Source organism: Collinsella bouchesdurhonensis (assembly GCF_900155365.1).
In the GTDB taxonomy this organism is placed as follows: domain Bacteria; phylum Actinomycetota; class Coriobacteriia; order Coriobacteriales; family Coriobacteriaceae; genus Collinsella; species Collinsella bouchesdurhonensis.
In genome coordinates this window covers 264,872-290,595 of sequence record NZ_LT699738.1, presented here as the reverse complement: position 1 = coordinate 290,595, position 25,724 = coordinate 264,872, and the positions used below count along the sequence as shown (strand labels likewise).

The window sequence follows — 25,724 nt, the reverse complement described above, 5'->3', positions numbered from 1 at the left end:
CCCGAGCCCACGGCTGCTGCCGTTCGCACCTGGCCGCAACCTGCCGCCGAGCGCGGCGAGGAGCAGGCGGCCGAGATTGCCCGTCGGCAGCTTGTGCTTGCAATCGAGAGCTCGTGCGACGAGACGGCCGTGGCCATCATCGATGCCAAAGGCAACATGCTCGCCAACCAGGTGTCCACTCAGATTGATTTTCATGCTCGTTTTGGCGGCGTGGTGCCCGAGATCGCCTCGCGCAAGCACGTTGAGGTTATCGTGGGCGTGATGGATGCTGCCCTGGAGGAGGCCGCCGAGGCGTTGGGGCTCGACGCTCCCATTGCGCCGACGGAGCTTGCCGCCGTGGGCGTGACACAAGGCCCGGGCCTTGTGGGCGCGCTTGTTGTGGGCGTGGCCTTTGCCAAGGGCTTTGCCGCGGGCGCTGGCTGTCCGCTCATTTGCGTCAACCACTTGGAGGGTCATCTCTACGCGAACCTTCTGGCGCAGCCCGATCTTGAGCCGCCGTTTATCTTCACGCTCGTTTCCGGCGGGCACACCATGCTTGTGCATGTGAAGGCGTGGGGCGACTACGAGGTTTTGGGCGAGACGCTCGACGACGCGGTGGGCGAGGCCTTTGACAAAGTTGCCAAGGCGCTTGGCCTGGGCTATCCGGGCGGCCCCATCATCTCCAAGCTTGCCGAGACGGGCAATCCCCGTGCTATCGATTTCCCCCGTGCGCTCAACCGTCGCGGTGATTATCGCTTTTCGCTTTCGGGCCTCAAAACAGCTGTGGTTTCGTATATTGAGCACGAGACTGCTGCCGGCAATACCCTTCATCTGCCCGATCTGGCAGCATCGTTTGAGGCGGCGGTGTTTGACGTGCAGTACAAGAAGGCCAAGGGCGCTTTGCGCGAGACGGGCTGCCGTGAGTACTGCATCGGCGGTGGCGTCTCGGCCAATCCGCACCTGCGCCGTATGATGATTCAAAAGCTGGGCCGTCAGGGTATTCGCGTGACGGTTCCGCCGCTCAACGCGTGCACGGATAATGCCGCGATGATCGCGGAGGTCGCGCGTCGCAAGTTCAAGGAAGGCGATTTTGCCTCCTTTGACGTGGACGCCGATCCCAATATGACCTTGTAGGTTGCTTGAGCAGGGGCGCTGCTGCTGGCGCCCCCTAGAGGCCGAGAATAAGGTTTTCGAGTTCCTCGGCGCTATCGACCACGTAGTCGGCGCCGGCCTGCTCGAGCTCCTTGCGCCCGCGGAAACCCCAGGTGACCCCTGCAACTTTGATGCCGGCATTGTGCCCCGTCTGAACATCGACATTGGAATCGCCCACATAGAGGGTCTCTTGTGCGCATGCGCCCAGCTGCTCCATTACGTGCAGGGTGATGGGAGCTTCTGGTTTGGGCGGAAACGCATCGATTCGTCCCTGCACGAGGTCGAATGCTTTGGCGCCAAAGTACTTTTCTGCGAGCGGCAGCGCGGCGTCGTGGTCTTTGTTGGTGAGAACGGCAGTGCGCACGCCTGCCTGCTTGATGCGCTCGAGCATGCTGTTTATGCCGGGGTAGACATGGGTGTGGTCTTCTTTGTGCTGAGCGTAGTAGGCGCAAAACTCGTGATAGGTGCGCTCGAACATGGCGGAATCCCCGGCGTACTCGGCGGGCATAAAGCGCTCGACGAGCTTAAGCATGCCGTTTCCCACCTTGTAGCGATAGGCGTCGATGGCAAACGTGGGCCATCCATGCAATTCGCAGACATGATTGCCCGCGCCCGCAAGGTCTTCGAGCGTGTTGAGAAGCGTGCCGTCCATATCAAAAATCACGTGTGTGATGGGCATGGAACCTCCTGGGTTGCGAATTGCGTCAAAGGCCACTGCGGCCGCGCACAGTGTAGCGCAACCGCCGCAAAGAAATCGGGGCACCCGCAGGGGCACCCCGATTCTCAAAACAAAGGACATGTGGACGCAGCCGAGACGCCGCGTGCATTAAATCGTGCGCTTGATCTCCTCGACAAGCTTTTCTTTGGGCAGGGCGCCTACCAGGCGACCGACCTCGGCGCCGTCGCGGAAGATGATGAGCGTGGGGATGGACATGACGCCGTACTTGAGGGCGAGTTCTTCGTTTTCGTCTACATTGCACTTGGCTACGGCGATGACGTCGGTCATGTCGGTTGCAACTTCATCGACCACGGGCGAAACCATGCGGCATGGTCCGCACCAGGGGGCCCAGAAGTCAACGAGCACGGGCTTTGGGTTATTCAGCACGCTGTCGAGATTGGTGGCGGTGATTTCCTGGATTGCTGCCATGGGAAACTCCTTTATACGACGCCCGCTTGGGCGGGTCGGATGTTTATACGATTCGCTTATACCCAAAGACGTGGCGTCGGTAGCGGCGATGTCAAGGTTTATTTGTCACCGTGGCGCTGGTGTGCGGCGCGATAGAATGGACAAGATTGACACTCGGAGGTTTGCACATGCATGCATCGGCACAGATGAAAAAGGCCGCACTCGAAGCCACGCGTCAGGAGCTCGATGCCCTGTGCGCTCGCGGCGTGCGCATGGAGGGCAACGCGTTTTCGCCCATCGTGCTCATCAAAGGCGACCTCAATGAGGAAGAGCGTGCTGGCGGCGCGCTTTTGGGCGGCGCGGACGGCACTGCGCTGCGCGCATCGTGCACGGCTATCGGCTATGCTCCCGAGGATTTTTGCGCGCTCGCGGCCGTTGCGGGCGAGGGGGACGACCCAGCACTTACGCTGGGTGCGACGCTGCCCACGGAGGTGTTCCGCGAGGCCCTGGAGGCGCTTGACCCCGAGGCAGTGCTGCTGCTGGATGCGACGGCGGCAGACCTCATGCGCGAGACCTATGCCGATGCCCTGGTGGCTATCGCCGATTTTGACACCGCGATGCTCAAGCCTGGACTGGTGGCCCATGTGCTGGGTCGTCGTGTATTGGCGCTCGATGGATTCGAGGCCGCGCTGGGCGACAAGCGCGAAAAGCAGCGTATGTGGGCCTATATCAAACAGATCGGTCCCGTAGGCGCTCCGTATTAAGGATGGGTGCGGGGTTGGGCAGCTCCTCGGCAAACGGCCTTCGCCCCACCTTCCCCAATGTGCTGACTTTACAGCTGTCTTGTCACCTGTCTTTACAAGTGGCATACTGTGCCCCCAGATATAGCCTATTCGAGAGGGGCCTACATGGCTGAGGCGCAACTGGCAAGTGCCGCCGATCTGGCGCGCGACATCGAGGAAGGCTTGGCGTCGGCAACGACGGCTACGGAGCGAGCAGCTCTTGTGCCGGAGGAGTTGACCCGTGCCATCGATACGCTTAAGGCCGAGCGCGATGCCGTGATTTTGGCCCACTATTATGTGTCGCCCGAGGTCCAAGCCGTGGCTGACTACGTGGGTGATTCGTTCTACCTGGCAAAACTCGCAAAGTCTCTGCCGCAGCAGACCATCGTTTTATGCGGCGTTGAGTTTATGGGCGAGTCTGCCAAGCTGCTCAATCCCAACAAGACCGTGCTGCTGCCCGAGCCGGGCGCCGATTGTCCCATGGCGCACATGGTTAAGCGCGAGACGGTGGATGCGGCGCGCGCCCAATACGGCGACGACCTTGCCGTCGTGTGCTACGTCAACTCCACGGTCGAGATCAAAAGCTGGTCCGACGTGTGTGTGACCAGCTCAAACGCCGTGAAGATCGTAAGCGAGCTGCCACAAAAGCACGTGCTGTTTATCCCCGATCAAAACCTGGGACGCTATGTTGCCGAGCAGGTGCCGGAAAAGCACGTGATTCTCAACAAGGGCTACTGTCCGCGCCATCACGTTATCACGCCCGAGCAGATTATCGATGTTGAGGAGGCGCATCCCGAGGCACTTGTCCTTGCACACCCCGAGTGCAAGGCCGATGTTCTTGCCGAGGCCGACTACATTGGCTCCACGGCCGGCATCATCAAGTTTGCCGAGCAGTCCGACGCCCGCGAGTTCATCATCGTGACCGTTGCCGGTGTGCTGTATGAGTTGGAGCGCCGCTGCAAGGATACGGGCAAGAAGTTCTTCTTCCCGGCAACGCGTCCTACCTGCGTGAACATGGATATGATTACGCTTGAGAAACTCGTTCGCTGCCTTGAGACAGGCGCGGGCGAAGTACACATTGGCGTTTCGCCTGAGGCGGCCGAGCAGGCAAAGCTCACGCTCGACCGCATGCTCGATTATGCAGCTCGCTAAGGGGCAAATACGATGGAACCTATGGATATGACAAGCGCGAACGTCGAGAATATGGCATGCGACGTGGTGATTGCCGGTTGCGGTGTGGCCGGCCTCTATGCGGCGCTCAATCTGCCCGAGGATACGCAGATCGTGATGCTTTCCAAGGGGCGCGTTGACGAGTGCGACTCCATGCTCGCCCAAGGCGGCATCTGCGTGCTGCCCGAGGGCGATGATTACGAGGCATTTTTTACCGACACACTGCGCGCGGGGCACTTTGAGAACCGCCGCGAAAGCGTCGACATCATGATTCGTTCCAGCCGTACTGTGATCGATGACCTGCTGGCGCTCGGTGTTGACTTTGAGCGCAAGCTGGACGGCACCCTTGATTTTACGCGCGAGGGCGCGCACAGTCGCCCGCGCATCGCCTTTCACGCCGACATCACGGGCAAGGAAATTACTACCAAGCTGCTGGATGCGGTGCGTCGTCTTCCCAACGTGAAGATTCTCGAGCACGTGGCGATGGTCGACATCCTGCTCGAATCGCACGATGGCGTAGACACCTGCGCGGGTGTCGTGGCCGTTCCGGTGACGGAGGAGGCCTCTCTCGACCCGGCTGACGAACTGAGCGGGACGCTGGGCAAGTCTGCCGATGGTGCGGCTGCTCCCTTCAACATCCGCGCGACGCATACGCTGTGGGCCTGCGGCGGTATCGGCGGCGTATACGATCATTCGACTAATTATCCGCAGCTCACGGGCGATGCGTGCTATATCGCAACTCAGCATGGCATTGCGTGCGAGCACCTCGATTACGTGCAGATCCACCCAACGGGTCTAGCCTCGCCTCAGCCCGGTCGCACCTTTCTGATTTCCGAGAGCTGCCGCGGCGAAGGCGCCGTGCTCCTTAACCAGGCGGGCGAGCGCTTTACCGACGAGCTGCAGCCGCGCGACGTGGTTGCAGCCGCCATTAGGAGCCAGATGAAAAAGGACGGCTCCGATCACGAGTGGCTGAGCTTTGCTCCGGTGCCGCGCGATGTGATTTGCGGCCACTTCGCAAACATTCGCGCGCGTTGCCTGGAGGATGGCCGCGATATCATGGACGAGCCGATTCCTGTGGTTCCCACGCAGCACTACTTTATGGGCGGCGTTTGGGTTAATCGCGATTCGGCAACGAGCATGCCCGGCCTGTATGCGGCGGGCGAGACCAGCTGCAATGGCGTGCACGGAAAGAACCGCCTGGCATCGAATAGCTTGCTGGAGTCGCTTGTATTTGCACGCCGCGCTGCATACAGCATGGTGCACGGTGCATCTTTGGGCGTGGAGCGCGCAGGCGAGCCGGCCCTCGATGGCGCACATCGCCTTTCGGCAGCGGGTAATTTGAGTATCGACGCGTTGTGCCGCGAGTTTGGCACCGCCGTATCCGAGCCGGTGGCGTATGGAGACGCTCCGATGGATATCGAGACGATCAACGCAGACGCTAAGGAGGCATAGCGGGTTATGGATCCCATTGCGATGAAATTGGTTGGCGACGACCTGATCTTGCAGGCGCTGCGCGAGGACATTACGTTCGAAGACGTGAGCACGGCATCGGTGTGCCCCCAGGCACGCCGGGCCGAGGTGCAGCTCATCGCCAAGGCAGACGGCGTTATCGCCGGTTTGGATGTGTTTGCGCGCACCTTTGCGCTGCTCGATCCCGCAACGACGGTCGAGGCAACAGTTGCCGATGGCGATGAAGTTCACGCAGGCCAGCATCTGGCTACCGTCAAGGGCGACGCTCGCATCCTGCTTTCGGGCGAGCGCGTTGCCCTCAACTATCTGCAGCGTATGAGCGGCATCGCTACTTATACACGTCGCATGGTGCGGGCGCTCGAGGGCACAAATACCAAACTTGTGGATACGCGCAAGACCACGCCGGGCATGCGCGTGTTCGAAAAAGCGGCTGTGCTCGCAGGCGGCGGCTTCAATCACCGCTATAACCTCTCGACCGCGGTCATGCTCAAAGATAACCACATCGACGCTGCGGGCGGCGTGACAAAGGCGATTCAGATGGCTCGCGCCCACGCATCGTTTACTTGCACGGTCGAGATCGAGTGCGAAAACCTGGACATGGTGCGCGAGGCGGCAGACGCCGGTGCCGACATCATCATGCTCGACAACATGGACCACGATGCCATGGCAAAAGCGATTGAGGTCATCGACGGCCGCGCCAAGGTGGAGGCCTCGGGCAACGTGGACGCCCAGAACATCCGCGCGCTGGCAGATCTGGGCGTGGACTTTATTAGTTCCGGTGCGCTGACTCATTCCGCGCCCATTCTGGATCTTTCATTGAAGCATCTGCGTATGCTGGACGGTGCATGATGAACGGTGATGAGCGTCGCCAGGCAATCATTCGCGAACTCCAGGGGGCATCTCGCCCTATCTCGGGCAGCGCCCTTGCCCGCGCCGCCGGCGTGAGCCGTCAGGTTGTTGTGCAAGATATCGCTCTTTTGCGTGCCGACGGCCACGATGTGGTGGCGACGAGCCGCGGCTATGTGCTGCGCGAGGGGGAGGGGCGGCCTTGCGTTCCCACGCGCTTGGTCAAGGTGCACCATGGTGTCGATGACGTGGGCGACGAGCTCAACACGATCGTCGATTTGGGCGGCGCCGTGCTCAACGTGATGGTCAACCATCGCGTCTACGGCAAGATTACTGCCGACCTGGACGTTCGCAATCGTCGTGATGCCGAGCGCTACTTGGAAGGCATCCGCACGGGCAAGAGTTATCCCCTCATGACGGTGACGAGCGGATACCATTTTCATCGCATCGCCGCCGAGACCGAGGAGCAGCTCGACGAGATCGAGGCGGCCCTGCGTGCCAAGGGCTATCTGGCCGAGATTTTGCCCTACGAAGACGGGCTAGAGTAGATGGCGGGGCGAGGTCTTTGGGCTTCGCCCCGCTTTTTGATGCCGCTCATATTTGTTGCTCAACAGAACGGGGCGGCTCCTATGTAAAGCTCAGTGCAGCTCGACATGGGAGATGATTATATGGGCGACGAGACGAAAAACGTATCCTTAACGGAAGGCTCAACCAACGACGAGATGGCCGTTGAGTGCGAAGACGCTAAAGACGGGTTGCAAGGCGACGTGCTGCCTGACAATCGCCTCACCGAGGACACCGAGGACACCGAGGACACCGAGGACACCGAGGACACCGAGGACACCGAGGACACCGAGGACACCGAGGACACCGAGGACACCGAGGACACCGAGGACACCGAGGACACCGAGGACACCGAGGACAAGACCGGTAAATCCATCGCGTCGTTTATCCCACAGGACGAGGAGGGCCGCAAAAAACTAGTCCGCAATTTGATTGTTGCGGGCGTCATCCTGGTTGCCGCCGTACTGATTCTTGCTGTGGGATTGCCTGGCGCTACATATTTTCAGGCGAGTAGCGCGTTTGATAGTGGTGACTACAGTCGGGCGATTGAGCTTTATGACAAGGCCGGCAACTTTGCCGATGCTGCCGAGCGCAAGGAAACCGCGCAGAAGGCGCTCTACTACGAGCAGGGCAAAGAGAAGATGAAAAAGGGCGACTACGAGTCTGCCATCTCGCTTTTTGAAAAGGCAATTCCTTACAAGGACGCTAAAAAATGCAAGGAAAAGGCCCAGGATGCAGATTATTACGTGAAGGCCGTCACTCTGTTTGATGAGGGCGACTACGCTTCTGCCGGCAAATCCTTTGCGGCTCTGGGCGATTATAAAGATTCGCTCGATCGGGCAAAAACGTGCGCAGAGAAGCTTATGGAACAGCAGGAGTATGCCGCTGCGCAGTATATCTATGCGGCTTTGGGCCCTCAATTTGAGGAGCAGCGTGCCAATGCAGACGACTTAGCTCAGAAGAAGGCCACGTTTGAGTCGGCTTTGCAGTGTATAGAAGATAACAAGGTCGATAGCGCGCTGGATTATCTTGGCAAACTTCCGGATGATTTTGGGTGCGATGGCAAAACCGTTGGAGCGCTTAAAGGGCAGCTCAACGCCGCAAAGCCGATTATGGACCTTGCCGGCACGTATAAATCTTGTGACCCATCGAAGTGCAGGGTGACGCAGACCTCAAAATCAACGGGTTATTACTATTGGTGGGAATCCACCGACACCATTACGGGGGAGGATCTTTCCATCGATGCCTCCCTGAACTCGGATGGCTCTGTGCACCTGAGCGGTTCCGTGTCGTTTTATCGCTACACCAATTTCTCAACGATCGGCGAGTACGTAAATGGCAGTAGTGTCTCCAAGTCCTTCTCCCTTGATGTGACGGGCATTCCGGGCAGCATTCCAATCGATGACCAAACGTCGCTTGTGCGAAATGGAGACGGAACATGGTCGTTGAGCTGGAGCGAGTCGGATAATAGCCACGATCTGTATTTCGATTACCTCTACACGGCTAATTTTAGGTATTCAAAGTAGAAGGTTTGCTAAGAGCAAGAAAAAAGAGGCCCATCGTATGGTGCGATGGGCCTCTTTGCATGCGAGCTGTTCGCGTGGGCTAGATGCTAGTCCTCAGCGATCTCGGTGATGGCGCCGGCGGGGCAAGCCTCCTGGCAAGCACCGCAAGCAGCGCAGGAATCCTCGTCTACAACAGTGGCGACGTCCTGGAGCTCAAGAACGCCACAGGGGCAGGTGTCAACGCAAACGCCACAGGAGATGCACTCGTCGGCATCGATTACGGGATGAGCCATGATTTTTCCTCTCTGTTGACCGGCGCTACAGACGACGCGCGCCGGTTTGATTCGGGCAAAAACATACCACGCGCCCGACGGTTTGCAATACCCTGTGCGCTGCATCTTCATACCGTTCGCCGAGTCAACGGCGGCTTACTATTTGTGAAATCTCCCTTGGGCGTAAGTTATATGGCTCTTGAGCCTGGCATGTCGCTATGGGGCAAGGTCTTTTGGTGGCGTAATCCTGCGTTTAGCCCCGTTTGACCCTCTTGGCGCAAGACCTGCATCCAAAGAAATAAAAAATCTTATATGGAATGACTTAGATTTTGTATATTCGAGCCCATAAGGGGATACACTACATCTCGAACAAAAAGCTCGCAGCGCACTTTGGCATGGGTCGAGGTTGCGCGAAAGCAGAAAAGAAGGGATTTCTCATGGGCAAGATTCTTGGTATCGACCTTGGTACTACTAACTCCGCCATGGCAGTTTTGGAGGGTGGCTCCCCCACCATCATCGTCAACGCCGAGGGCGACCGCACGACCCCGTCTGTGGTTGGCTTCCGTGCCGATGGTGATCGCGTTGTGGGCAAGGCTGCTAAAAACCAGGCTGTCACCAACCCCAAGAACACTGTGTTTTCCATCAAGCGTTTCATGGGCCGCAAGTATTCCGAGTGCACCTCTGAGCTCAAGACCGTTCCGTACGAGGTCAAGGAGGGCCAGGGCGGCCGTGCCGTTGTCAACATCGAGGGCGAGGATTACACCGCCGAGCAGATCTCTGCTATGACTCTCGCCAAGATGAAGGCCGACGCCGAGAAGTACCTTGGCGAGACCGTCACCGACGCCGTCATCACCGTTCCTGCGTACTTCAACGACGCTCAGCGCCAGGCCACCAAGGACGCCGGCAAGATCGCTGGCCTCAACGTCAAGCGTATCGTCAACGAGCCAACCGCTGCTGCCTTGGCTTATGGCCTTGACAAGCAGGGCTCCGACCAGCGCATCCTCGTCTTCGACCTGGGAGGCGGCACCTTCGACGTCTCCATCCTCGACCTTGCCGACGGCGTGTTCGAGGTTCTGTCCACCTCTGGCGATAACCACCTGGGCGGCGACGACTGGGATCAGCGTGTCATCGACTGGATGGCCGACAAGTTCCAGCAGGAGAACAGCATCGATCTGCGCCAGGACCCCATGGCCCTGCAGCGTCTGAAGGAGGCTGCCGAGAACGCCAAGAAGGAGCTCTCCGCTGCCCAGCAGACCACCATCAACCTGCCGTTCATCACCATGAACCAGTCTGGCCCGCTGCACCTCAACTACACGCTGACCCGCGCTGAGTTCGAGAAGATCACCCGCGACCTGCTCGAGCGCTGCAAGCAGCCTGTCACCAACGCTCTGCGCGACGCTAACCTCAAGCTCTCCGATCTGACCGAGGTCATCCTCGTCGGCGGTTCCACCCGTATGCCCGCTGTTCAGGACCTTGTTAAGGCCATGACCGGCAAGCAGCCCAACATGTCCGTGAACCCAGACGAGGTTGTTGCCGACGGCGCTGCTGTTCAGGGCGGCGTTCTCACCGGCGACGTTGAGGGCATCCTGCTGCTCGACGTGACCCCGCTGTCGCTGGGCGTCGAGACCATGGGCGGCGTCATGACCAAGATGATCGACCGCAACACCACCATCCCGACCTCCAAGACCGAGATCTACTCCACTGCCGCCGATAACCAGACCAGCGTCGAGATCAACGTCCTTCAGGGCGAGCGCGAGCTTGCTCGCGACAACAAGTCGCTCGGTAAGTTCCAGCTCACCGGTATCCCCGCTGCCCGCCGCGGCGTGCCTCAGATCGAGGTCACCTTTGACATCGATGCCAACGGCATCGTGAAGGTCTCCGCTAAGGACAAGGGCACCGGCAAGGAGCAGCAGATCACCATCTCCGGCTCCACCGCGCTTTCTGACGACGAAGTCGATCGCATGGTCAAGGACGCCGAGGCTCATGCCGAGGAGGACAAGAAGCAGAAGGAAGAGGTCGAGGTTCGCAACCAGGCCGACTCCCTTGTCTACTCCACCGAGCAGACGCTCAACGAGCTGGGCGACAAGGTGAACGCAGACCTCAAGGGCAAGACCGAGGCCGCTATCGCCGATGCCAAGAAGGCTCTTGAGGGCTCCGACATCGAGGCCATCAAGTCCTCCAGCGAGGCACTGCAGTCTGTGGCCTACGAGCTGGCGCAGATCGTCTACGCCGATGCTCAGCAGGCAAGCGGCGCGGGCGACGGTGCTGCTGCCGCCGGCGATGACGATGTCGTTGACGCCGACTTTGAGGTCGTGGACGACGACAAGGACAACAACTAGTCATGTCCGCCGAACAAGCTCGAACAGAGGCGGGTGCCGGCGTTGCTGCCGGCACCGCCGCCTCTGCTGACTCTGAGGAGAAGGACGTGAAGATTCCTGTAGAAGACGCCGTGGAGACCGCGGACGAGAAGGACGATGCGCCCCAGACCGCTGGTGCCACGGATTCGATTGATGCCGAGGAGGCGACGATGACCGAAGAAGAGATGGTCGAGGCCGCCATTCGTGCTGGTGAGCAGGCTGCGGACGACGATTTTAAGCTCAAGTTCGAGCAGGCTCAAAAGGAGCTTGCCGACGTACGCTCTGAGCTCGACGCTGCTGCCGAAGCGCAGAAAGCTGCTGAGGACAAGGCTCACGAGGCTGCCGAGCGCACGGCTCGCCTCCAGGCCGACTGGGAGAACTTCCGCCGTCGTACGGCAAACGAGCGCCTGGCGGAGCGCGAGCGCGCTACCGAGAAGCTCGTGTGCGCCTTGCTGCCGGTGGTCGACGACATCGAGCGTGCTATCGATCACGCTCGCACTCTGGATATGGCCGATGACTTCAGCCAGTTCGTAGACGGCGTGGACGCGGTTCATGCCAAGATGCTCGACGTGTTTGCCCATGAGGGCGTGGAACCCATCGATCCCAAGGGCGAGGCATTCGATCCGCTTGAGCAGCAGGCCGTTGGACGCGTTGAGGATGCGTCTCAGTATGACGAGACGGTCAACGACGTGTACCAGAAGGGCTATCGCATGGCGGGCCACGTGCTGCGTTCCGCGATGGTGACCGTGACCTACGGCGGTGAGAAGCGACCGGCTCCAGAAGAGGCGCCGGAAGGCGAGCCGGCGGCCGATGAGGCAACGGGCTCGGAAGAGTAGCACCTGAGGGCCTCGGGCATTCGCCTGGGGCCCTTTTAATCTTGATGATCCTCGCTCTCGAAAGGAGGGCAAAACCATGGCTGGCAATAAGACGTTCTACGATGTTTTGGGCGTTTCGAAAAACGCCACCAATAAAGAGATCAAGTCTGCGTTTAGGAAACTCGCGCAAAAGTACCATCCCGATGCGGGCGGTGACGAGGCAAAGTTCAAGGAGATTTCCGAGGCGTACGATACGCTTTCAAACGAGAAGAAGCGTAAAGAGTACGACCAGATGCTCGCCTTCGGAGGCATTCCCGGTGCCGGCGGTGCGCGTGGCTATAGCGGCCAGAACGTTCCTTGGGACGATATTTTGAGCAGCGTCATGCGCGGCGAAGGCGTGGGCGGCTCGGATTGGGCTCAAAATTTTGAGGGCTTTGGCGGCTTTGGGGGCTTCGGCGGTTTTGGCGGCCAGCCTCGCAGTAGGGCCTCGCGTGGAGGTGACCTCTCGGTAGATGTCGAGGTTTCGGCAGACGACGCGTTTCGTGGCGTGACCCAGAAGGTCAACTATCGTGTCCCCTCGACGGGCGAGCCCCAGGCTATCACCATCTCCATTCCTGCTGGTGCGGTAGACGGCGGCAAGATGCGCTTTAAGGGTCGTGGCGAATACGGCACCGGTGGCGGCGGACGCGGCGACCTGGTGGTTACCGTACGCGTGCAGGAGCATCCGCTGTTCAAACGCAAGCGCGCCGATGTAACCATGACGGTGCCCGTCTCGTATACCGAGGCTGCGCTGGGATGCCAGATTGAGGTTCCTACTCCGGGTGGCTCCAAGGTCAAGTTGGACATCCCCGCAGGTACGCAGACGGGCAAGAAGTTCCGCTGCAAGGGCCTGGGAGCGCCGGACGTTTCGCATCGTGGCCGCACGGGTGCTTTGATCGTCGAGATCGAGGTTGTCGTGCCCGAGCATCTTACCGACGACGAGCGCAAGGTGTTCGAGAAGCTCCGCAAGGAGGACACGCGCGATTACCGCGCAGAGGTTAACAAGTACTTCGCAAAGTTCTAGCGACCCCAACTGTGTACCATGGTGGGGTAGTCGATTGAAAGCAGGCTGAGGGCCATGGCCGATGACAACAGGAATAAGCCGCTGTACATGATCAGCGTGGCGGCAGAGCTCACGGGCATGCACCCTCAGACGCTGCGTGTCTATGAGTCCAAGGGTTTGGTGAACCCGCAGCGCTCGGGTGGCAACACGCGTTTGTACTCGCGTGCCGACATCGAGCGTCTGGAGCTTATCAACCAGCTTACCGACGAGGGCATTAATTTGGCTGGCGTGGTACGCATCCTCGATATGAAAGAGCGCTCGGAGGAGCGTGAGCGCGAAAACGAGAAGCTTCGCTCCCGCGTGCGCCAGCTCGAGGAAGAATTGCACGAGTTCAAGATGCAAAAGAAGATCACCGCGTTGGTTCCGCGTGATGGCTCGGGCGATCCTCAGCAGGTTCTGCGTGGCCTGCTTGGCCAGTAGGGGCTGTTTATGCAGGTAATTCAGGCTATTTTTGGGTGCATTGGCGTCATCTTCATGATTTTGGGCGCCTTGCTCATGATGCGTAAGTCGCCTCGCCTCAACGAGGTGTTCGATGCCGCGGCGCAGGCGCGCGGCTGCGAAAGCGAGCATCAAGCGTGCTATGAGGTGGCGCTCTTTTGCCTGGAAGCGGCGTTTCTGTTTGTGCTCGTTTCCTTTGTGGCGTCCTATGTGGCGACCGTTCCCGCTGTTGTGGGGGCTATTGTTGTGCTTGTTGTCGGCCTGGCAGCGGGCGCTTTTGCCACAAAGCGTCGTATTGACTGGAAGTAGTTTCGCATCCCTGCCTGGGGTTACTTTGTGCGGTGAGGCCCGCCGGAGCTAACGCTCCGGCGGGCTTTTTCGCAAGCAGGGTCGTTCCGTTTGGGACACCCTGTTCCGGGTGTTGACATGGGCTGTGCGGGCGTTAGCTGGTCGGCGATACGCCTGCGCTTGAATAAACCTTGGGCAGGAGTGGGGCCTTTCGGGACCTCTGCTTCAAAAAATATGGTTATAGGTAGGTTAAAGCGAAAATCTAAGTAGACAGGATCCATTGAGTTGTTTTTCCTGCATAAATGGTGTCGAAAAGCCGAGATATTCGCGTATCTTGTCCAAACATACCTATAACCGTATTTTTTACAGGCGCGCTTTGCGCCAAATCACGTCCTGCGCTGTCCCTGCAGTAGACGACTCATAAAATCTTATATAGATAGACTTAGATTTATGTATAACTTGGGGCATATCCGGTAACAATACCTCTCGAACAACAGGACACCGCCCCGTAGGGCGGTCGCCCCGGCGCGAGCATCGCCCGCGCTGCGGGCAACACCTATATGAGAGGTGAGATATATGAGAATCGATAAGTTGGCAATGACTTCTCGCGAGGCTCTCCAAACGGCCATTGGCATCGCATCCGACGCTCAAGCGGGCGCGGTCGAGCCCGTGCACCTGCTTGCGGCGCTGCTGGGTGCTGGCGAGCGCAATATCTCCGTGATCATCGAGCGCATTGGCGCCGACGCCTCCTCGCTCGCGGCGGCTGCGCAGAAGGCAATCGACAGCGCTCCCAAGGTCTCGGGCGATGGTGCACAGATTGGGCTTTCCAACGACATGGTCCGCGTGCTCAATCAGGCCGAGAAGAAGGCCTCCAAGATGGGCGACTCCTTTGTGGTGACCGAGCACCTGCTCATGGCACTCGCCGAGGACAAGGGGGACGCGGGGCGCATCCTTAACAACGCGGGCGTTACGCGCGAGCGCATCGAGCAGGTCTACGAGGAGTTGCGCGGCGATGATCGCGTTACCTCTGCCGAGGACAAGACCCAGTTCGAGGCGCTGGAGCAGTACGGCCGCAATATCTGCGATTTGGCTCGTGCGGGCAAGCTCGACCCGGTCATTGGCCGTACCGACGAGATTCGCCGTACCATTCAGGTTCTTTCGCGCCGTACCAAGAACAACCCGGTGCTGATCGGCGAGCCCGGCGTGGGCAAGACCGCTATCGTCGAGGGCATCGCCCAGCGTATTGTGGCTGGCGACGTGCCCAGCACGCTGCGCGACCGCGACCTTATCGAGTTGGACATGAGCGCCCTGGTGGCTGGCGCCAAGTATCGCGGCGAGTTTGAGGACCGCTTGAAGGCCGTGCTCAAAGAGGTCGAGAAGTCGGACGGCAAGGTTATCCTGTTCATCGATGAGCTCCACACCATCGTGGGCGCGGGCGCTACCGAGGGCTCGATGGACGCCGGTAACATCTTGAAGCCGGCGCTTGCTCGCGGTGCCCTGCACGCCATCGGTGCCACTACGCTCGACGAGTATCGCAAGTACATCGAGAAGGATGCCGCCCTTGCGCGTCGTTTCCAGACGGTGCTGGTAAGCGAGCCCACCGTTGAGGACACCATCTCTATCCTGCGTGGCCTGAAGGAGAAGTACGAGATTTTCCATGGCGTACATATCACCGATAGTGCGCTGGTGGCCGCAGCCGATCTTTCCGACCGCTATATTGCCGACCGTTTCTTGCCCGACAAGGCCATCGACTTGGTAGACGAGGCTGCAAGCCGTCTGCGCATGGAGCTCGATTCCATGCCGGTGGAGATTGACGCCACAACGCGTCAGCTCACGCAGATGCAGATTGAGGAGCAGGCGCTCATGAAGGAGACAGACGATGCCTCCAAGGAGCGCTTGGAGACTTTGCGCCAAGAGATTGCGGAGGTCCAAGAAAAGCTCAACGTGCAAAAGGCGGGCTGGCTCAACCAGAAAAACGCGATCGACCACGTGCAGGAGCTCAAAGGTAAGCTCGACGACGCCAAGAGCGAAGAGGAGCGTGCCACGCGCGACGGCGACCTTGCTCGCGCCTCCGAGCTGCGCTTTAGTGTGATTCCGGTTTTGACTCAGGAGATTCAGGCTGCCGAGGCGGCGCTCGAGAAGCAAAAGGGCAAGGACGGCGAGGGTCTCAACGAGCAAGTGACGTCCGACGAGATTGCCGAGGTCGTGAGCGCGTGGACCGGCGTGCCCGTTTCCAAGATGATGCAGGGTGAGCTCGATAAGCTCAAGAATCTCGAGGGCGAGCTGCATAAGCGCGTTATCGGTCAGGACGAGGCCGTGTCTGCCGTCGCCGCTGCCGTACGCCGCAGTCGCGCGGGCCTTTCCGACCCCGATAAGCCTATCGGCAGCTTCTTCTTCCTGGGCCCCACCGGCGTGGGCAAGACCGAGCTTGCCAAGGCGCTTGCCGAGTGCCTGTTCGACGATGAGCGCGCGCTCGTGCGTATCGACATGTCTGAGTACATGGAGAAGTTCTCGGTCCAACGTCTGATCGGTGCTCCTCCGGGATATGTGGGCTACGACGAGGGCGGCCAGCTTACCGAGGCCGTGCGTCGTCGTCCGTACAGCGTGATCTTGCTCGATGAGATGGAGAAGGCTCACCCGGATGTCTTCAATATCTTGTTGCAGGTACTCGACGATGGCCGCTTGACCGATGGCCAGGGCCGCCAGGTGTCTTTCAAGAACACGATCATCATCATGACGTCCAACGTTGGCTCTAGTGCGATTGCCGAGCTTTCGGGCAAGGACGAGGCCGAGATGCGCCGTCAGGTTGACGCTGCGATGGCCAAGACCTTCCGCCCCGAGTTCCTCAACCGTATCGACGACATCGTGGTGTTCCATCCGCTTGGCATGGAGCAGATTCAAAAGATCGTCGACATCCAGCTTAAGGATGTGCGCGCCCGCCTGGCAAAGGAGCGCATGGAGCTCGAGATCACACCTGCTGCCAAGCAGATGCTCGCTGTGGGCGGTCTGGACCCTGTGTTTGGTGCTCGTCCGCTCAAGCGTCTGGTCCAGCGCGAGGTGGTGGACGCCATTGCCGCGGCGATTATCGACGGCCGCGCTCACGAGGGCGACAAGATTTCACTCGATGTGGACTCCGACGGTAAGTTTGAGGTCGCAGGTGTGGAGCCTAAGGCTTCTGCCTCAGGCGACGAGGTTCTCGATGCCCCGTTTGAGGCACCGGAGGAGTAGCGTCGCGGGCGTCTAAGGTCCCTTGTACGATCTGGCTCGGCTTCCAGGCAACTGGGGGCCGAGCCTTTTGCGTGCGGTGCATGCTAGGATGGTGCCAACGACGATTGGGGAGCGGATATGGCAAGCGATAAGGGCAATAAGAAGACGACAGCTGAGGTCAAGGTGGCACTCAAGCCCAAAGACCCGTTTATTCGTGCGGAGAACGAGGACGATGACGGTTACGACCCGTATTCCGATCGACGCCCTGAGCGCGAGCCGCTGTTCGAGCGCGACCCTTGGGATTAACCCGGGACGCTTATTTTACTGAGGCTTTGAGGTCTAGTTGACATGAACAAGGCACCGCTGCAAGAACCTTCTCGCAGCGGTGCCTTTGCGTTTAGAGGGGATGGCCAAAGCCTAGATGTTCTCCCGTTTGCTTAGCGGTCGATTTCAGCACGCACTTTCTTGTCAAAGACGGCGGCGGCAATCGCCAACACGGCGTCGAGGGCGCACACAACGGAGAGGCCCTGGACAGCGGGGGAGAGGGCGCATGCCGCCGCGCCTGCTATGGCAACCAGGATGGCAACAACAAGATGTGCCCCCAGGGCGCTGGGGCGGTTGGCGCCCTTGATGCCATCAATGGCGCAAAAGGCCGTGAGGAAGGCGGCGACCGTGCACAGGACGGCGTCGAGATTGGCCGTCAAGAAGGTGAGAACGTCAGCGTCTCCTTCCACACGCGGTGTGCCATTGAAAACAAGCGATGCCATCACAAAGCAAAGGACGGCAAAGACAATCTGGGCGAGGCTTAGGATTTTGAGCATCTTGCGGTTGCTGGACATGGGGATTTCTCCAAGGATATGAGGGCTTGAAACGAGACACATGATACCCCGCCTTGCTGGGGAATATGACGATATGCCAGCTTTAATTGGCTTGCTCAGAAGAGAGAAAGGTCGCTTGGTGTCGCCCTCTTGAATATTGTTGACAATGTGTCAACATAAGACAGTGATACTGATGGATGAGCGAATCATGCGATGCCTGCCTTGTTTGGCAGATAAAGAAGGGACGATACATGGAAGACGTACGAGTGCTGGAAATCAAGCAGAGCGTGTTTGCGAATAACGACGCCCATGCCGATGGGCTTCGTGAGCGTTTGCGTGCTCAGGGGACGTTTCTGCTCAATCTGATGTCGAGCCCGGGTTCGGGCAAGACCACGACGCTCACGCGTACGATCGAGGCTCTGCGCGACGATATGTCCTTGGCGGTTATGGAGGCAGATATCGACTCGGACGTTGACGCGAAGACAATCGCTCGAACCGGCGCCCGCGCTATCCAGCTTCACACGGGCGGTATGTGCCATCTGGACGCATATATGACAGAGCAGGGCCTGGACGCCTTGCTTGACGAGAATTCCGACCATGTTGACCTGGCGATTCTCGAGAACGTGGGCAATCTGGTGTGTCCTGCGGAGTTCGATACGGGAGCCTGCGCCAATGCGATGATTCTTTCGGTCCCGGAGGGCGACGACAAACCGCTCAAATATCCGCTCATGTTTTCCATTTGCGACGTTGTGCTTATCAACAAGATCGATGCGCTGCCGATATTCGACACCTTTAGCATGGAGCGCGCACGCGAGAATATCCTCATGCGCAACCCCAATGCCACCATCATCCCTATCTGCGCAAAGACGGGCGAGGGGATCGACCAGTGGGCGCAGTGGCTTCGCGATCGCGTTGCCGCATGGAAGGCGGGCGCGTAGCCGGCGGGAATCGACGCATTTGCCCGCCCTCGACGCATGAAGCCCCGGCCAAAACCGCTTGGACAATCTAAAAAAGACGGTTATAGGTAGGTTTAAGCGCTTCTTTAAAGTAGAGACGCAAAAAACCCAGGAAAGCGAGCTTGTAAACTGCTTTCCTGGGTTTTTCTTTAGGCTACTTGGCAATTTGCCGACAACCTACCTATAACCGTCTATTTTGGAGGTGACGGTCCAATAGGCGCGAGCCGGCACTAGTCCATATGGGCGTAATCAACCTTGGCGCGGCGAGCAGTTGCAATCTCCCAGTCGCGGGTGCCCTCAAAGACATCCTGCTTGTAGGGATTGCGGCCGAGCTTCTTGGCGCGATAGACAATGTAGATAATCGCGGCGACGTTTGCCACGAGAGCCAGGATCGAAACCACAAGTGCCGCATTGGGATCGAGCGTGGAGTGCGTCACAAAGATGGACTGCTCCTGGAAGAAGGGGAATACCTGCGCGAACATGCACCAGATGGCAAGCGTGAAGGCGCGGTTTTGGATCCAACCGCCCTTGTTCCAGATAAAGGCTGCCACGGTGGGCGCAAGCAGCAGGGCAAAGCCGCAGAACCAAGAATGCGTGGGCAGGCAGTTGTAGGTGTAGCAGAAGTTCCAGATGTCGTAGGCGATGATGTAGACCCAGGTCATGTCGGGCCACAGCATGTCGGTCTTGTCTTCGCTTGCGTAGACGCTCCACCAGCCGGTCATGCAGAAGATATTGATGATACCGGCGATGCCGTTGAACACGTTATTCCAACCGGCCAGCTGCGTGGCACCCTCGGAGGTGACCCAGGTGGTCTCGCCCAGCGCGAAGAAGTGGTAGGCGCTTTCAAAGTCGGACACAACAGCGATCATGATGTTGATGGCCACGATGACAAACGGCCATGCGCGGAACCACTTGGCCTTGCCGATCTTGCCCCACTGGTACTTGATGGCAATAAAGCCCCAGCATCCGGCGAGCGCGGCATAAACCTTGGCGTAGTGGAACCAGCTGTTCTGGTACACATGCGTGGGGTTGGTAAGTGCCCACTCCTGCCCGTTGGCCACGCCTACGGCGATGGCGATGCAGTAGATGGTCATGGCGAGGGGTGCCACGACAAAGATAATGGCGGCGCCCGCCTTGCTGCGGCGCCCGACCTCATTGAGCACGATCAGGCCGATAAAGACCATGGCCCAGCCGAGCCAATGGATGCCGGTGTTGCTCCCCCAAACATCAAACAACATGTCCCTCTCCTTTCCTTAATGCCCGTCTCTCCCTCTCGTTCACGACGGGTGCAAATAAACAGTTGCGGCTGCTACATCCTATTTGGATGGTCGGCGTTCCGGGTACTTGGCGGTGTAGCCCTCGATGTGCAACGTCGAAGCGATGATGTCCTTTACGGTCTCATCGGGCACATCCGGATGCGTGCGAATGTACATGAGCAGTCCCATAACGAGCGTGTAGAAGGTCTCGTAAACATGGTCGATGCGCAGCTCGTGATGGGTGGTAAAGTCGATAACGGTCGTTTCGCATAGGTAGTGCACAACGCGCTCGACTGCATGGTGGAGAAAACCGCCGTAGAGGGCCCCGCTGCCCGAGGTGAGCGTGGCCGGCAGCTCGTGCCCGTCGGCCACTAGGCGCTTGAAGAGCGGGGCCACGCTGTCGAGCGCTCCCTCGATGTCGCCTACGGTGCGGCTGGCGTTCCAGCGTTCAAGTTCGCTGACAAAACCCTCGATAGCCTCGTCCATGGCGGCTTCGACGGCGGCGTCCATATCGGAAAAATAGTGGTAGAAAAGCGAGCGCGTGCAGCCGGCCTGCTTTGCTACTGCCGATACCGAGAGATGGGATACCCCGCGCTCGGCGCTAACGACGCGCACTGCCTTAAGGATTCTGCGGCGCCGCTCGTCTCCGGGCAGGCGCTTGGAAGTCGTGGGCGCAGCTGTGTCCTGGCTCGGTTGGGTTTCGTTTTGCTGCGAGGCGGCATCGCCTGGGTGGTTCGATGTTGCGCTGCGGGTGCTCATCCGCTTGCCGCCTTTCTGATGTTCCGGCCCGGTGATTCACTCTCTAGTCTTGAATATTGTTGACGGTTCGTCAATACTGTTTTTGACAGTATGTCAACTTTGCGGGTCGAGCGCGAACAGCCGCCCATAGCTCGCTTACACAAGGACCGCAGCCTGCGCAGTCGCCGCGCGGCAAGGGAGGGGACGCCATGATTCTCAATGGACCGGGGATTAGCTATACCGAGCCCGATATCGGTGCGGAGTTCGTGCCGCCGCTGCCTGAGCATCCGCGCGAGAAGATCGTCAAGCTCTGCGAACATTGCACAAATCGCCTGCTGCATCGCGATGAGCTTTTGGGCTATGAGTACTGGTCGTTTGCCGAGGCTGCCACCGACGAGCAGGCAGATGTTTTGCTCAAGATGAAGATGCGCCGGCCCTACACCCTGGCCGAGATGGTCAAGCTTACGGGCATGCCCGAGCCCGAGATCGAAAAGATGCTCGACGATATGAGCTACACCGGCTTGCTTGAGTACAACTGGGAAAACCCCACGCGCACCAAGCAATGGGTGCTGCCCATGCTCGTGCCCGGCTCTGCCGAGTTCCTTAACATGCGTGTAGGCCAGCTGGATGAGCACCCGGTGTTCGCAAAGTTTTTCGAGCAGGCGTCCAAAGGCCCGCTGTCTAAGGCGACGCCCATGGTGCCTCCCGGAGGCGCGGGCATTGGCATGCACGTTATTCCTGTCGAGCAGGCCATCGATGCCGCGAGCACGTCAGTGCCTATCGAGCATATCGAGCATTGGCTGGACAAGTATGACGGCAAGTACGCTGCCTCGACCTGCAGCTGTCGCGCAAGCCGCAAGGTTTTGGGCGAGGGCTGCGGCGACGATCCGCACGACTGGTGCATCGCTGTGGGCGACATGGCCGATTACGTAGTCGAGACCGATCGCGGCCACTACATCACGCGCGAAGAGGTTTACGACATTTTGCGTGCTGCCGAGGACAACGGCTTTGTGCACCAGATCACCAACATCGATGGCGAGAACAAAATCTTCGCTATCTGCAACTGCAACGTAAACGTGTGCTACGCACTGCGCACCTCGCAGCTGTTTAATACGCCCAACCTGTCGCGCTCTGCCTATGTTGCCCATACACAGGCCGACAAGTGCGTGGCGTGCGGCCGTTGCGTGGAGGTGTGTCCTGCGGGCGCCGTCAAGCTGGGCCAGAAGCTTTGCAGCAAGACGACGGGCAAGGTTCCGGAGTATCCGCGCCAGGAGCTTCCCGATACTGTGAAGTGGGGGCCGGAGAAGTGGTCGCCCAACTATCGCAACGACAATCGCGTCGAGACCCACAAGGCAGGTACCGCGCCCTGCAAGACCGCCTGCCCGGCGCACATCGCCGTCCAGGGCTACCTCAAGCTCGCGGCGCAGGGCCGCTATGACGAGGCGCTCGCGCTCATCAAGCGCGAAAACCCGCTGCCTGCCGTGTGCGGCCGCATTTGCAACCGCCGCTGCGAGGACGCGTGCACACGCGGTAGGGTCGATTCCGCCATTGCCATCGACGAAGTAAAGAAGTTCATTGCGCAGCGCGACCTTGACGCTGCAACGCGCTATATTCCGCCGATGGTTACACCTACGCGTGCGGGCGGCTTTGATCAGAAGGTCGCCATCATCGGTGCCGGTCCTGCGGGCCTTTCGTGCGCCTTCTATCTGGCCGAGAAAGGCTACAAGCCGGTCGTGTTCGAGAAGATGCCGCGCCCTGGTGGCATGCTTACTTATGGCATTCCTTCCTTCAAGCTCGAGAAAGACGTCATAGAGGCAGAGGTCGAGGTCATCCGCGAGATGGGCGCCGAGTTCCGCTATGGCGTGGAGGTCGGTCGCGACGTGACCTTGGCCGAGTTGCGCGAGCAGGGTTTTGCCGCCTTCTATGTTGCTATCGGCTGCCAGGGAGGCCATCTGCCCGGCATCGATGGGCAGGACGCGAAGGGTACCTGGACCGCTGTTAACTTCTTGGCCAAGTACACCGATCAAACTGCGGGCGCCGCCCCTGCGATGGGCCGCACGGTGGTTGTGGGCGGCGGCAACGTTGCCATCGATGCTGCTCGCGTGGCTGCGCGTACCCAGGCCCCCGAGGTTACGATGCTGTGCCTCGAGTCGGCCGAGGAAATGCCTGCAAGCGACGAGGAAGTTGCCGAGGCTCGCGAGGACGGCGTCGACATCCGCTGCGGCTGGGGCCCCAAGGAGGTCCTCACCAACGAGGCGGGCGCTGTGCGTGGCGTTGTGTTCAAGCGCTGCACGCGCGTGTTTGGCGATGACGGACGCTTTGCTCCCGAGTATGACGAGAATGATCTTGTGACCATCGAGTGCGACCAAGTTGTCTTTGCCATTGGCCAGAGCATCGAGTGGGGCAACCTGCTGGAGGGCTCTGCTGTCGAGCTTGGTCGCGGCCAGGGCGCCGTTGCCGATCCGCAGACGTATCAGACTGCGGAGCCCGATATCTTTGTGGGCGGCGACGTCTACACGGGTCCCAAGTTTGCCATTGACGCCATTGCCGCTGGTCACGAGGCCGCCGTGTCGATTCATCGCTTTGTCCAGCATGGAACGCTTACCATTGGCCGCAACCAGCGCAAGTACGTTGAGCTTAACAAGGACGACGCCGATCTTTCGAGCTACGACACCGCCCAGCGCGAGGTGCCGGCTGTTAAGGACGCTACGGCTGCCAAGGCGGCGCCCTTCCGCGAGTACGCGCAGACGCTTACCGAAGAGCAGGTGCGCGCCGAGACCGCTCGCTGCTTGGGCTGTGGCGCCTCGGTTGTCGACCCCAACAAGTGTATTGGTTGCGGCCTGTGCACCACCAAGTGCGCGTTTGACGCCATTCACCTTACGCGCGAGCGCCCCGAGTGCTCGAATATGGTCAAGTACGAAAAGAAGGTCCCCTCGCTGGCAAAATATGCCCTCAAGCGCGAGATTAAGATTCGTTTTGGCAAGAAGAAGTAGCGCGGCGGGCCCTGAGGTTTAGCTGCTGCATTGGATGGGCGGGGCCGGACGCAATGCCGGCCTCGCCTTTTAGATAAGAGGTTGATGTCATGCACGAGCTGGGCATCGTGTTTCATATCATCAGGACGGTCGAGGACGCGTGCCGCGACAACGCGATTTTGCGCGTGTCTTCGGTGACGCTGCAACTCGGCGAGGTATCGGGCGTGGTTCCGCACTATCTTGAGGATGCCTGGCGCTGGGCAAGCAACAAGAACCCGTTGGTAGCGGGCTCTGAGCTTAAGGTCGAGGAGATTCCCGCGGTCACGTACTGCGAGGACTGCAAAAAAACGTACGAGACGGTAGCACACGGCAAGACGTGTCCGCACTGCGGAAGTTCTCGCACGTATTTGGTGCAGGGCCAAGAAGTGATGGTGAAGGAGATCGAAACTCCCGACGAGCAGCTTTCGCGCGATGACGTGGACAAAGAGTACGTTGACGGTGTATCTCCATTGGGCCAAGGAGCCATGCGAGAGGCATCGCCGGACCCAGTGGATGCCGCCAACCCGTTGATTATCGAGTGAGGTTGGGCTGAGACAATAAAAATAAGCATGTCCGCATCGCGCAAGTGACGGTCAGCCAGAAGTGCTCCTTCCGCCCGTCGATTTTAGTTGCATTTTTTTCGCTGAGAAAATGGAATTGTTCGAGCTCGCAATTAAGTTCCATTTTTTTCGGGGAAGGAAGACCATGGACGAGGAGAAGGACCCGCAACCGACTTCGCCGGTCGCGGAAGAAGCGCAGCCAGCAAAGAAGGCCAAGAAGCCTCTTTCAAAAAAGAAAAAGATAATTATTGGCGTGATTGTTGCCCTTTTTGTTATTGGCGCAGCTGGCGGCAACGGTAACGGTGCCGGAAACACAGCAGCGTCGAACGGCTCGCAAACAAGTGCCTCGACGACGGTTGAGAAGAAAGAAAAGAAAAAGACTCCGGCCAAAGTCAAAGTCGATAAATCGGAGCTAGAGTCCTACATCGATTCGTATGGATCCGTTGCCGCAGATGGGTACACCGAGGATTCCTACCAGGCATACTCGAGCGCTCTCGAGAATGCCAAGTCTGTGGACGCTGATGAAGATGCTACGCAATCACAGGTTGATTCGGCAAAGGGCAATCTCTATACCGCTTACAACGGCCTGGTAGAAGCATTTAATCCCGCTAACTATTCATGGCCCGCGTACCGCGATGTCGCGAGGAACCCGGATAGCTATTCTGGCCAGAAGCTGGCGTTTAAAGGAAGAGTCCTTCAGGTTGTGGAGGGGGACTCCGAGACGGATTTGCGTATTGCAACCGACGGCGGATACGACGATGTCATATTCGTGGGCTTTGACCCGAGCATCATGGGTGGTACCCGTGTTCTCGAAGACGATACGGTAACGATTTATGGTACCTGCGTTGGCCAGTATTCTTACCAGTCAACTATGGGTGCAAAGATATCTCTTCCGGGATTGTATGCCGATCAGGTAGAGATTAACCAATAGGGTGGGGACGGACGGTTCTCGTCGATTGAGAGCTTGTATCTGCTAGAATGCAATACGATATGCCTCAGTAGCTCAGGGGATAGAGCACCGCTCTCCTAAAGCGGGTGTCGTACGTTCGAATCGTATCTGGGGCACCAGATAAAACAGCAGGCCAGACGCTATAAATTGTCTGGCCTGCTTTTGTATAGATAGAGTGAAGTAGACGGTAGAGGGGTGAAAAAAGGGGTGAAAGAAAGTTCTATGACGAAAATAGCACGCCTTCATATTTCACCCGAATTTTCATCCAATTGTCCGGTTCTCAACCCTTCCTACAGCCTACGGGCTTATAAGAAGCCCTTCGGCTATGGAAAGCGTTGAAAACCTTGGGTGATGTCGCAACGG

24 protein-coding genes and 1 tRNA gene are annotated in these 25,724 nt (G+C 59.0%); 19 read left to right on the top strand and 6 right to left on the bottom strand.

The features are described 5' to 3' along the window. The coding region (gene tsaD, locus BQ9843_RS08835) for a tRNA (adenosine(37)-N6)-threonylcarbamoyltransferase complex transferase subunit TsaD (protein ID WP_230205537.1) at positions 1-1,113 on the top strand (1,113 nt) is incomplete at its 5' end. 34 nt (positions 1,114-1,147) lie between these two features. On the opposite strand, the gene BQ9843_RS01915 is transcribed toward tsaD, so the two are convergent. Both BQ9843_RS01915 and trxA read right to left on the bottom strand, forming a co-directional pair. After that, positions 1,148-1,810, bottom strand: coding sequence for an HAD family hydrolase (locus BQ9843_RS01915; protein ID WP_075843650.1), 663 nt, complete (start codon positions 1,808-1,810; stop codon positions 1,148-1,150). A 147-nt stretch (positions 1,811-1,957) separates the two neighbouring features. Beyond that, positions 1,958-2,278, bottom strand: a complete 321-nt coding sequence (trxA, locus tag BQ9843_RS01910; protein ID WP_075843649.1) for a thioredoxin — start codon at positions 2,276-2,278, stop codon at positions 1,958-1,960. A gap of 167 nt (positions 2,279-2,445) precedes the next feature. On the opposite strand from trxA, the gene BQ9843_RS01905 reads away from it, so the two are divergent. The 6 genes from BQ9843_RS01905 to BQ9843_RS08635 all read left to right on the top strand — a co-directional run bounded on the left by BQ9843_RS01905 (position 2,446) and on the right by BQ9843_RS08635 (position 8,615). After that, positions 2,446-3,021 (top strand): hypothetical protein, encoded by a 576-nt coding sequence (locus BQ9843_RS01905; protein WP_075843648.1) that lies wholly within the window; start codon positions 2,446-2,448, stop codon positions 3,019-3,021. A 144-nt stretch (positions 3,022-3,165) separates the two neighbouring features. Beyond that, a complete protein-coding gene (gene nadA / locus BQ9843_RS01900) occupies positions 3,166-4,191 on the top strand; it encodes a quinolinate synthase NadA (protein ID WP_083647869.1) in 1,026 nt (341 codons plus the stop codon). Between the two features lie 12 nt (positions 4,192-4,203). Beyond that, positions 4,204-5,661 (top strand): L-aspartate oxidase, encoded by a 1,458-nt coding sequence (locus tag BQ9843_RS01895; RefSeq protein WP_230205536.1) that lies wholly within the window; start codon positions 4,204-4,206, stop codon positions 5,659-5,661. Positions 5,662-5,667: 6 nt separating this feature from the next. Next, positions 5,668-6,528, top strand: a complete 861-nt coding sequence (gene nadC / locus BQ9843_RS01890) for a carboxylating nicotinate-nucleotide diphosphorylase (protein ID WP_075843647.1) — start codon at positions 5,668-5,670, stop codon at positions 6,526-6,528. Beyond that, positions 6,525-7,073 carry a transcription repressor NadR gene (locus BQ9843_RS01885; protein ID WP_230205535.1) on the top strand — a complete coding sequence of 183 codons (549 nt, stop codon included), beginning with the start codon at positions 6,525-6,527 and terminating at the stop codon, positions 7,071-7,073. The genes nadC and BQ9843_RS01885 overlap by 4 nt, the downstream gene beginning before the upstream one ends. Before the next feature lie 120 nt (positions 7,074-7,193). Then, entirely contained in the window at positions 7,194-8,615 is a 1,422-nt protein-coding gene (locus tag BQ9843_RS08635) for a tetratricopeptide repeat protein (RefSeq protein ID WP_075843645.1), read from the top strand. An 86-nt stretch (positions 8,616-8,701) separates the two neighbouring features. Here BQ9843_RS08635 and BQ9843_RS01875 read toward each other — a convergent pair whose 3' ends face one another. Further along, positions 8,702-8,887: a 4Fe-4S binding protein gene (locus BQ9843_RS01875; RefSeq protein WP_022387553.1), complete on the bottom strand. Its 186-nt coding sequence runs from the start codon at positions 8,885-8,887 to the stop codon at positions 8,702-8,704. A gap of 416 nt (positions 8,888-9,303) precedes the next feature. Here BQ9843_RS01875 and dnaK point away from each other — a divergent pair, with 416 nt between their 5' ends. From dnaK to BQ9843_RS08710, 7 genes are all read left to right on the top strand, one after another. After that, positions 9,304-11,205 carry a molecular chaperone DnaK gene (gene dnaK / locus BQ9843_RS01870; protein WP_075843644.1) on the top strand — a complete coding sequence of 634 codons (1,902 nt, stop codon included), beginning with the start codon at positions 9,304-9,306 and terminating at the stop codon, positions 11,203-11,205. Between the two features lie 2 nt (positions 11,206-11,207). After that, complete coding sequence (locus tag BQ9843_RS01865) at positions 11,208-12,059, top strand: nucleotide exchange factor GrpE (protein ID WP_083647868.1); 852 nt, start codon at positions 11,208-11,210, stop codon at positions 12,057-12,059. Between the two features lie 76 nt (positions 12,060-12,135). Further along, the gene (locus tag BQ9843_RS01860) at positions 12,136-13,101 is read left to right on the top strand and encodes a DnaJ C-terminal domain-containing protein (protein ID WP_075843643.1); all 966 of its coding nucleotides are present in this window, start codon (positions 12,136-12,138) and stop codon (positions 13,099-13,101) included. A 54-nt stretch (positions 13,102-13,155) separates the two neighbouring features. Then, positions 13,156-13,560: a heat shock protein transcriptional repressor HspR gene (locus tag BQ9843_RS01855; RefSeq protein WP_022387557.1), complete on the top strand. Its 405-nt coding sequence runs from the start codon at positions 13,156-13,158 to the stop codon at positions 13,558-13,560. Between the two features lie 9 nt (positions 13,561-13,569). After that, positions 13,570-13,887 (top strand): hypothetical protein, encoded by a 318-nt coding sequence (locus tag BQ9843_RS01850; RefSeq protein WP_075843642.1) that lies wholly within the window; start codon positions 13,570-13,572, stop codon positions 13,885-13,887. A 555-nt stretch (positions 13,888-14,442) separates the two neighbouring features. Further along, entirely contained in the window at positions 14,443-17,094 is a 2,652-nt protein-coding gene (gene clpB / locus BQ9843_RS01845; protein ID WP_075843641.1) for an ATP-dependent chaperone ClpB, read from the top strand. 117 nt (positions 17,095-17,211) lie between these two features. After that, positions 17,212-17,379: a hypothetical protein gene (locus BQ9843_RS08710; RefSeq protein ID WP_022387560.1), complete on the top strand. Its 168-nt coding sequence runs from the start codon at positions 17,212-17,214 to the stop codon at positions 17,377-17,379. 131 nt (positions 17,380-17,510) lie between these two features. On the opposite strand, the gene BQ9843_RS01840 is transcribed toward BQ9843_RS08710, so the two are convergent. Continuing rightward, the gene (locus BQ9843_RS01840; RefSeq protein WP_075843640.1) at positions 17,511-17,912 is read right to left on the bottom strand and encodes a hypothetical protein; all 402 of its coding nucleotides are present in this window, start codon (positions 17,910-17,912) and stop codon (positions 17,511-17,513) included. 230 nt (positions 17,913-18,142) lie between these two features. Between BQ9843_RS01840 and hypB the strand changes: the two genes are divergently transcribed. Next, positions 18,143-18,829, top strand: a complete 687-nt coding sequence (hypB, locus tag BQ9843_RS01835; RefSeq protein WP_075843639.1) for a hydrogenase nickel incorporation protein HypB — start codon at positions 18,143-18,145, stop codon at positions 18,827-18,829. A gap of 248 nt (positions 18,830-19,077) precedes the next feature. Here hypB and BQ9843_RS01830 read toward each other — a convergent pair whose 3' ends face one another. After that, on the bottom strand, positions 19,078-20,085 hold the full coding sequence (locus BQ9843_RS01830; protein ID WP_075843638.1) for a DUF5692 family protein: 1,008 nt from the start codon (positions 20,083-20,085) through the stop codon (positions 19,078-19,080). A 78-nt stretch (positions 20,086-20,163) separates the two neighbouring features. Next, complete coding sequence (locus tag BQ9843_RS01825; RefSeq protein WP_083647867.1) at positions 20,164-20,862, bottom strand: TetR/AcrR family transcriptional regulator; 699 nt, start codon at positions 20,860-20,862, stop codon at positions 20,164-20,166. A gap of 188 nt (positions 20,863-21,050) precedes the next feature. On the opposite strand from BQ9843_RS01825, the gene BQ9843_RS01820 reads away from it, so the two are divergent. The 4 genes from BQ9843_RS01820 to BQ9843_RS01805 all read left to right on the top strand — a co-directional run bounded on the left by BQ9843_RS01820 (position 21,051) and on the right by BQ9843_RS01805 (position 25,480). After that, on the top strand, positions 21,051-23,834 hold the full coding sequence (locus BQ9843_RS01820) for an FAD-dependent oxidoreductase (RefSeq protein ID WP_083647866.1): 2,784 nt from the start codon (positions 21,051-21,053) through the stop codon (positions 23,832-23,834). Positions 23,835-23,923: 89 nt separating this feature from the next. Continuing rightward, complete coding sequence (locus BQ9843_RS01815; RefSeq protein WP_075843637.1) at positions 23,924-24,394, top strand: hydrogenase maturation nickel metallochaperone HypA; 471 nt, start codon at positions 23,924-23,926, stop codon at positions 24,392-24,394. A gap of 163 nt (positions 24,395-24,557) precedes the next feature. Beyond that, positions 24,558-25,343, top strand: a complete 786-nt coding sequence (locus tag BQ9843_RS08570) for an FIVAR domain-containing protein (RefSeq protein ID WP_083647865.1) — start codon at positions 24,558-24,560, stop codon at positions 25,341-25,343. Positions 25,344-25,404: 61 nt separating this feature from the next. Next, positions 25,405-25,480 (top strand) — tRNA-Arg (locus BQ9843_RS01805). The last annotated feature ends 244 nt before the right edge of the window (positions 25,481-25,724 follow it).